The organism is Minwuia thermotolerans, assembly GCF_002924445.1.
GTDB classification, from domain to species: domain Bacteria; phylum Pseudomonadota; class Alphaproteobacteria; order Minwuiales; family Minwuiaceae; genus Minwuia; species Minwuia thermotolerans.
On record NZ_PIGG01000050.1, the window covers coordinates 21,696 to 29,196 of the forward strand.

7 protein-coding genes are annotated in these 7,501 nt (G+C 70.7%); 5 read left to right on the forward strand and 2 right to left on the reverse strand.

Going from position 1 to position 7,501, the window contains the following annotated elements; translation table 11 throughout:
- Positions 1-24: 24 nt before the first annotated feature.
- Positions 25-1,158: a 2'-deoxycytidine 5'-triphosphate deaminase gene (locus tag CWC60_RS15865; RefSeq protein ID WP_109794915.1), complete on the forward strand. Its 1,134-nt coding sequence runs from the start codon at positions 25-27 to the stop codon at positions 1,156-1,158.
- A gap of 183 nt (positions 1,159-1,341) precedes the next feature.
- On the opposite strand, the gene CWC60_RS15870 is transcribed toward CWC60_RS15865, so the two are convergent.
- Both CWC60_RS15870 and dusA read right to left on the reverse strand, forming a co-directional pair.
- Entirely contained in the window at positions 1,342-2,106 is a 765-nt protein-coding gene (locus CWC60_RS15870; protein ID WP_125182805.1) for a hypothetical protein, read from the reverse strand.
- Between the two features lie 100 nt (positions 2,107-2,206).
- Entirely contained in the window at positions 2,207-3,223 is a 1,017-nt protein-coding gene (dusA, locus tag CWC60_RS15875) for a tRNA dihydrouridine(20/20a) synthase DusA (RefSeq protein ID WP_109794917.1), read from the reverse strand.
- Between the two features lie 106 nt (positions 3,224-3,329).
- On the opposite strand from dusA, the gene CWC60_RS15880 reads away from it, so the two are divergent.
- The 4 genes from CWC60_RS15880 to rfbB form a co-directional block, all read left to right on the forward strand.
- Positions 3,330-5,066: an AMP-binding protein gene (locus tag CWC60_RS15880; RefSeq protein WP_420891162.1), complete on the forward strand. Its 1,737-nt coding sequence runs from the start codon at positions 3,330-3,332 to the stop codon at positions 5,064-5,066.
- Positions 5,067-5,702 carry a DsbA family protein gene (locus CWC60_RS15885; RefSeq protein WP_109794919.1) on the forward strand — a complete coding sequence of 212 codons (636 nt, stop codon included), beginning with the start codon at positions 5,067-5,069 and terminating at the stop codon, positions 5,700-5,702.
- 241 nt (positions 5,703-5,943) lie between these two features.
- The gene (gene rfbC / locus CWC60_RS15890) at positions 5,944-6,492 is read left to right on the forward strand and encodes a dTDP-4-dehydrorhamnose 3,5-epimerase (RefSeq protein ID WP_109794920.1); all 549 of its coding nucleotides are present in this window, start codon (positions 5,944-5,946) and stop codon (positions 6,490-6,492) included.
- Between the two features lie 5 nt (positions 6,493-6,497).
- On the forward strand, positions 6,498-7,501 hold a 1,004-nt coding region (gene rfbB / locus CWC60_RS15895; protein WP_109792740.1), incomplete at its 3' end, for a dTDP-glucose 4,6-dehydratase.

A 7,501-nucleotide genomic window follows, 5' to 3' on the forward strand; every position in this document is an offset into this window, starting at 1 on the left:
CCGGAACCGGTATCTGACATCGCCATGACTTCAGAGGCCGCCGCCCCCCGCGCCCGCACGACGGGCATCCTGCCCAGCCAGGCGCTGCGGCGCGTGATCGCCGAGGGCGCGGTCGCTGCCGATGGCGGCGTGCCCGACGAGATCATCCAGCCCTCCAGCCTCGACCTGCGCCTCGGGCCGCGGGCCTGGCGGGTGCGGACGTCGTTCCTTCCGGGCAAGGGCGTGCCGGTCGCCGACAAGCTGCAGCGCCTGACCATGCACGAGATCGACCTCACGAAGCCGGCGGTCCTCGAGCGCGGCTGCGTCTACATGGTGGAGCTGCAGGAGCGGCTGGACCTGCCGCGCGACATGTGGGCCAAGGCCAATCCGAAGAGCTCGACGGGCCGGCTCGACGTCTTCACCCGGCTGGTCACCGACGGCTGCGAGAGCTTCGAGACCGTGGAGGCCGGCTATCGCGGCCCGCTCTACCTGGAGATCGCGCCGCGCACATTCTCGGTGAAGGTCCGCGCCGGGCAGCGGCTCAACCAGCTGCGCATCTGGCGCGGGCGGCCCGGCACCTCCGACAGCCTGCACCGGGAGCTCAACGAGCGCGCGCCGCTGGTCGACCCGGCGAGCCTGGAGGGCGACCAGCCGACCTTCCGCGACGGGCTGTGGGTCTCGGTGGATCTGTCGGGCGAGGCCCATGGCGGACTGATCGGCTACCGCGCGCGCCGCCACGCGCCGCTGATCGACCTGGACCTGATCGACCACTATCCGGTCGAGGACTTCTGGGAGCCGATCCACGCCAATGCCGAGCGCACGCTGATCCTCGATCCCAACCAGTTCTACATCCTGGTCAGCCGGGAGCGGATCGCCGTGCCGCCGGATTCGGCCGCCGAGATGGTCGCCTACGACACCTCCTTCGGCGAGTTCCGCATCCATTACGCCGGCTTCTTCGATCCCGGCTTCGGCTATGACGAGGGCGGCAAGGGCGGCACCCCGGCGGTGCTGGAAGTGCGCAGCCACGAGGTGCCCTTCGAGATCGCCCACGGCCAGCGCGTCTGCCGGCTGGTCTACGAGCGGCTGCTGGAGCCGCCGGAGACGCTCTACGGCGCCGGCATCGGCAGCCACTACCAGGGCCAGGGACTGAAGCTGGCCAAGCACTTCATCCAGGGCTGAGAGAACGCCCTCCGCGACGGGTATGAGATCGATGAAGGGGGGCCGCGCCGCCATGTGTCGCCGCATCCCCCACGAGGTCATGCCTGGATGCATCCCCCACCCTGCCCTCCCCCTTCCCGAAGGGGGAGGGTGACCGCGTCAGCGGGTCGGGAGGGGGATCGTTTGCGGATTGCGGCGCGGCGGTCAGCGGCCGAACAGGCCCAGGAAACCCCGGCCCGGCTTGCGCGGGCGGCCGTCATCCACCGCGGGACGCGGGCCGCCGTCGATGCGGTCCATGCGCTCCGCCAGCTTCTGCAGCGCGCGTTCCAGCGGCCCCAGCTCGCCGGCGCCGCCCGCGGGGCGGCGGGCGACTTCCTCGCGCAGCCGGGCCACTTCCTGGCGCAGGCGCGAGACCTCGTCGTGCAATTCGTCCATCTCGTCTTCCAGCGGATCGACGCGGGTGGCGGCGGGCTCGGGCGGCGCGGCGCGGCGGCGCGCAGGCGCGCGGAACTCGGGATCGGCCTCCGGCCCGGGCTGGCGGCGGCGGGCCGGCTGTCTCGGATCGAAATCATCCGATTCGCGTTCTGCATCGCGCCGGGCGACGCCGCGCATGGCGGGCTCGGCTTCCTCGCGCCGGGCGCGGGGCGCGGGGCGCGGTTCGTAGCGATCGTCGTATTCGGGTTCGGCGCGCGCCTCCCGGCGCGGCTCCACATGCGCCATGTCGCGCTCGCGGAGCGCTTCGGTGCGCGCGGCCGACAGGCGGCGGATGCGCTCGCGCAGGCTGGTGTCCACATTGCCGGCGGCGTCCGGCCCTCCTTCGGCCGGCTCACGGCGGCCCCGGCCCAGGCTCTCGGCCACGGGCGGCGGGGCGTCGACGGCGACGCGGGGCTCGCCGGCCGCCGGACTCTCGCGCCAGCGGCTGGCGTCGGCGATCTCCTGCCGCTGACCGGGTTTCGTGATGTCACTCATGGCCATGGCGTCTGGCTGCGCCTCCATCCGGGAACGGAACGGTTAATCTAGCATTAACGTGACAGCAAGGATTGCGCCAGTTCCGCCGACCCTGCCGTCTCTAGGCCGCGCGCGCCGCGGGCGTCCAGTCGACAACGTCGGCGGCGGCCTCCAGCAACCGCGCGTCGGCGCCGGGGCGGCGGGCTTCCTCGCCCAGCATGCGCCGGAAACGCCGCGCGCCCGGCCGGCCATTGGCGAGGCCCAGCATGTGCCGGGCGATACGCGACAGCGGCGCGCCGGCCGCCATCTCCCGCTCCACATAGGGGATCATGGCCAGCACCGCGGCGCGCCCGTCGGCCAGCGGCGGCTCGGCGCCGAAGATCCCGCGCTCGGCCTCGGCCAGCAGCATCGGACGGTGATAGGCCTCCCGCCCCACCATGACGCCGGCCAGGCGCCGGCCTTCCTCCAGGCAGGCCTCAATGGTCGTCAGCCCGCCGTTCAGCACGATGGGCAGGCCGGGAAACCGTTCGCCCATGCGGCGGACAAGGCCGTAGTCCAGCGGCGGCACGTCCCGGTTCTCCTTCGGGCTCAGCCCCTGCAGCCAGGCCTTGCGGGCGTGGACGATCACCGCGTCGGCCCCGGCGTCGCGGACCCGCGCGATGAAGTCCGGCAGCACCGTCTCCGGGTCCTGGTCGTCGACGCCGATGCGGCATTTCACGGTGACCGGCACGGCGACCGCGCGCTTCATGGCCGCGACGCCGCGCGCGACAAGCTCCGGCTCCCGCATCAGGCAGGCGCCGAAGCGGCCCGACTGCACACGGTCGGAGGGGCAGCCGCAGTTCAGGTTGATCTCGTCATAGCCCGCCTCGGCGCCCATCGCCGCGGCGCGGGCGAGATCGTCCGGCTCGCTGCCGCCGATCTGCAGCGCCACCGGGTGCTCGGCGGTGTCGAAGCGCAGCAGGTCGTCGCGGGGTCCGTGGATCAGCGCGCCCGTGGTCACCATCTCGGTATAGAGCCGCGTGTGCGGCGAAATCAGCCGCAGCAGATAGCGGTCGTGCCGGTCGGTCCAGTCCATCATCGGCGCGACCGAGAAGGCCCAGGGCGAGAGCGCGGGCGATATGCGGCTGGGCTGGCTCATGGCGGAACAGATAGTCGATCCGGCGCGCCGGCGCGAGCCCCCGCCTTGACTGGACCGGCGGGAAGCCGAAGATCGGGCGAAGGCATTCACGCATCCGGGGAGGATGATCGAGATGAACGCGGACGCGTCGAAACCCGCACCCGACCTGACGGCCCGCAACGGCAAGGCCCATGTGGTTGGCGACACCGGCCCCGAGCTCTGGCGGCGCACGATCCCCGCCGTCTTCAAGGAGACCGTGGCGGCCTTCGGCGGCCGGGACGCCGCGGTGTTCCGGGAGCAGGGCGTGCGCTGGACCTGGGCGGAGCTGGACCGGCAGGTCGACGCGCTGGCCGCCGGCCTGCTCGACCTCGGCCTGGAGAAGGGCGACCGCATCGGCATCTGGGCGCCCAACCGCTACGAATGGCTGCTGACCCAGTTCGCGACGGCGCGGATCGGCCTGGTGATGGTCAACATCAACCCCGCCTACCGCCTCTCGGAGCTGGAATACGCACTGAATAAGGTGGGTTGCAAGGCACTGATCACCGCCGCGCAGTTCAAGAGCTCCGACTATCTCGGCATGGTCCGGACCCTCGCGCCGGAGCTGGATGGGGCGGCGCCGGGCCAGCTGCAGGCGAAGAAGCTGCCGCATCTGAAGACCGTGATCCGCATGGGGGCGGAGACATCGCCGGGCATGTTCAATTTCGACGAGGTCGTGGCCCGCGGCCGCAACACGCCGCAGGCCGACCTGGAGCCGATGACCGCGGCGCTGGACCCCGACGACCCGATCAACATCCAGTTCACCTCCGGCACTACGGGCGCGCCCAAGGGGGCGACGCTGACCCACATCAACATCCTGAACAACGGCCGCTTCGTCACCCGGGCGATGAATTTCACCGAGAACGACCGGCTGTGCATTCCGGTGCCGCTCTATCACTGCTTCGGCATGGTCATGGGCACGCTGGGCTGCGTCACCAAGGGCGCGGCGATGATCTTCCCGGCGGAAGCCTTCGAGCCGGAATCGACGCTGCGCGCTGTATCCGAAGAGAAATGCACCGCGCTCTACGGCGTGCCGACCATGTTCGTCGCCGAACTGCAGCACCCGGACCTGAAGAGCTTCGACCTCTCGCAGCTGCGCACCGGCATCATGGCCGGCGCGCCCTGCCCGACCGAGGTGATGAAGCGCTGCGTCTCGGAAATGAACCTGTCGGAAGTCACCATCGCCTACGGCATGACCGAGACCAGCCCCGTCAGCTTCCAGAGCGCCGTCGACGACCCGCTGGAGCGCCGCGTCTCGACGGTCGGGCGCATCCAGCCGCATGTCGAGTGCAAGGTGATCGACGAAAACGGCGAAACCGTCGCGCCCGGCGTGCAGGGGGAGCTCTGCACCCGCGGCTATTCGGTGATGAAGGGCTACTGGGACGAGCCCGAGCGCACGGCCGAGGCGATCGACGCCGACGGCTGGATGCACACGGGCGACCTCGCCACCATCGACGCCGAGGGCTACTGCAACATCACCGGCCGGGTGAAGGACATGCTGATCCGCGGCGGGGAAAACGTCTATCCGCGCGAAATCGAGGAATATCTCTACCGCCACCCGGAGATCAGCGACGTGCAGGTCTTCGGCGTGCCGGACGCGAAGTACGGGGAGGAGATCTGCGCCTGGGTCGTGAAGAAGCCCGGCTCGGACCTGGACGAGCAGGCGGTGAAGGACTTCTGCCAGGGCCAGATCGCCCACTACAAGATCCCGCGCCATGTCCGCTTCCGCGACGAACTGCCGATGACGGTGACCGGCAAGCCGCAGAAGTTCCGCATGCGCGAGGCGATGGTCGCCGAACTGGGACTCACGGAGGAGAAGACGGCCTGAATGGGACAACTCCGCTTCATCTATTTTGCCGACCCCATGTGCTCCTGGTGCTGGGGCTTCTCGCCCAACATGGAAAAGGTCCGCGCGACCTGGCCCGATATCCCGGTCCGGCTCGGCATGGGCGGGCTCTACCCGGGGGTGACGAAGCCCATGTCGAAGCGGGTCAAGGCGGAGGTCGCCAATCACTGGCACCATGTCGAGGAAGCGACCGGCCAGCCCTTCGACCACCGCTTCTTCGAGCGCGAGGGCTTCGTCTACGACACCCTGCCGTCCAGCCAGGCGCTGGTGGCGGTGAAGCAGATCACGGGCGAGAACGGCCTCGACTTCCTGGCGCGGCTGCACGGCGCGTTCTACCGCGACAACCGCGACCTGACCGACGCGGCGGTTCTGGCCGATATCGCCGGGGAACACGGGGTCGACCGCGCAGCCTTCCGGGAGATGTTCGAGAGCGACCGGGCGCGCCAGCTCACCGAGCGCGACATCGGCTTCGCCCGCCAGCTCGGCGTGCAGGGCTTTCCGGCGCTGCTGGGCTATGACGAGGAACGCTACCGCCTGATCTCCATGGGCTGGCAGAGCTGGGACTGGCTGGAACAGGTCATCGAGCGCTGGATCTCGAACTCGGCCACGGTGAACTGAGGGTCGCCGCCCCCGCGCGCGTCCTGCGCGACGCAAAGCGTCGGCGCGGGACCCACACCTGAGCCTTTCCGCACGCAGGGCGTTCTCCGGACCTGCTCAGGCATGGATCCCGGACCGGACCTGCGGTCCGTCCGGGACGCGCTGAACGAACTGCTACATCGAACGCGCCGGGAGACGGCGGCACGCATCCTGCTATTCTCCCCGCCGGACGGGCGGAGGCGTATCAGGATGACGCGGAACGATGCAGGTTGAGGCGACGGCGATTCCCGAAGTGCGGATCGTCCGGCCCGCGCGGCACGGCGACGGGCGCGGCTTCTTCTCCGAGGTCTGGAACCGGCGCGCGCTGGCCGCGGCGGGCATCGAGGCCGACTTCGTGCAGGACAATCACGTCCTGAACGGCCGGGCCGGCACGCTGCGCGGCCTGCACCTGCAGGTGGCGCCCAGCCCGCAGGCGAAGCTGGTGCGTTGCCTGCGCGGCGCCATCCTGGACGTGGCGGTTGACGTCCGCCGCGGCTCGCCCACCTTCGGGCGGCACGTGGCGGTGGAGCTCTCGGGCGAGAACTGGGCGCAGCTCTGGGTGCCCGAAGGCTTCGCCCACGGTTATTGTACGCTGACCGACGGCGCGGAGGTGATCTACAAGGTGACGGGCTACTACGACGCGCAAGCCGAGCGGGGCGTCCGCTTCGACGATCCGGCGCTGGGCATCGACTGGCCCGTCGACCGGGGCGCGGCGATCCTCTCGGAGAAGGACCGCGCCTGGCCCGACCTCGCCGGCTTCGGCGGGGTGTGAGCGCCATGCGGGTTCTCGTCACCGGCGGCTGCGGCTTTATCGGATCGGCGCTGGTGCGGCGGCTCGTGGCCGACGGCGCCGAGGTGCTGAACGTCGACTGCCTGACCTATGCCGGCCTGCCGCAGAACGTCGCGAGCGTCGCGGACCGGCCGGGCTACCGCTTCCTGAAGGCCGATATCTGCGACAAGGCGGCGATGGCCGACGCCTTCGCGGACTTCCGGCCCGACGCGGTGATGCACCTGGCCGCCGAGAGCCATGTCGACCGCTCCATCGACGGGCCGGGGGCCTTCATCCGCACCAACGTCACGGGCACGGAAGTGCTGCTTGAATGCGCCCTGGACCACTGGCGCGGTCTGGACGAGGCGGCGCGGGCGGCCTTCCGGTTTCTGCACGTCTCCACCGACGAGGTCTATGGCGCGCTGCCGGGAGAGGGGCATTTCCGCGAGGGCGACCCGTACCGCCCGACCAGCCCCTATGCCGCCTCGAAGGCGGGCGCGGACCACCTGGTGCGGGCCTTTCACGCCACCTACCGGCTGCCGGTGCTGATCACCAATTGCGGCAACAATTACGGCCCCTTCCAGTTCCCCGAGAAGCTGGTCCCCGTGATCATCCTGAACGCGCTGGCCGGCGAGACGCTGCCGGTCTACGGCCGGGGCGAGAACGTGCGCGACTGGATTCACGTGGACGATCATGTCGCGGCGCTGCTTCGCGTCCTCGACGCCGGCCGGCCGGGCGAGACCTACCTGGTCGGCGCGCGGGGCGAGCGGCGCAACATCGACCTGGTGCGGGCGATCTGCGCCGTGCTGGACGAAACGCCCGAGGCGCGCCACCGCCCGCATGCCGACCTGATCCGCTTCGTCGGCGACCGGCCCGGCCACGATTTCCGCTACGCCATCGACCCGGCGAAGATCGAGCGCGAGCTGGGCTGGCGGCCGGCGCGCGCCTTCGAGGCCGGCATCGCGGCAACCGTCCGCTGGTACCTGGACAACCGCGACTGGATCGGCGCGGT

What these genes read in the sequence shown, in the direction of transcription:
- CWC60_RS15865 (WP_109794915.1), top strand. Translation starts at nt 25, where the DNA reads ATGACTTCAGAGGCCGCCGCCCCCCGCGCCCGCACGACGGGCATCCTG.
- CWC60_RS15870 (WP_125182805.1), bottom strand. Translation starts at nt 2,106, where the DNA reads ATGAGTGACATCACGAAACCCGGTCAGCGGCAGGAGATCGCCGACGCC.
- dusA (WP_109794917.1), bottom strand. Translation starts at nt 3,223, where the DNA reads ATGAGCCAGCCCAGCCGCATATCGCCCGCGCTCTCGCCCTGGGCCTTC.
- CWC60_RS15885 (WP_109794919.1), top strand. Translation starts at nt 5,067, where the DNA reads ATGGGACAACTCCGCTTCATCTATTTTGCCGACCCCATGTGCTCCTGG.
- rfbC (WP_109794920.1), top strand. Translation starts at nt 5,944, where the DNA reads ATGCAGGTTGAGGCGACGGCGATTCCCGAAGTGCGGATCGTCCGGCCC.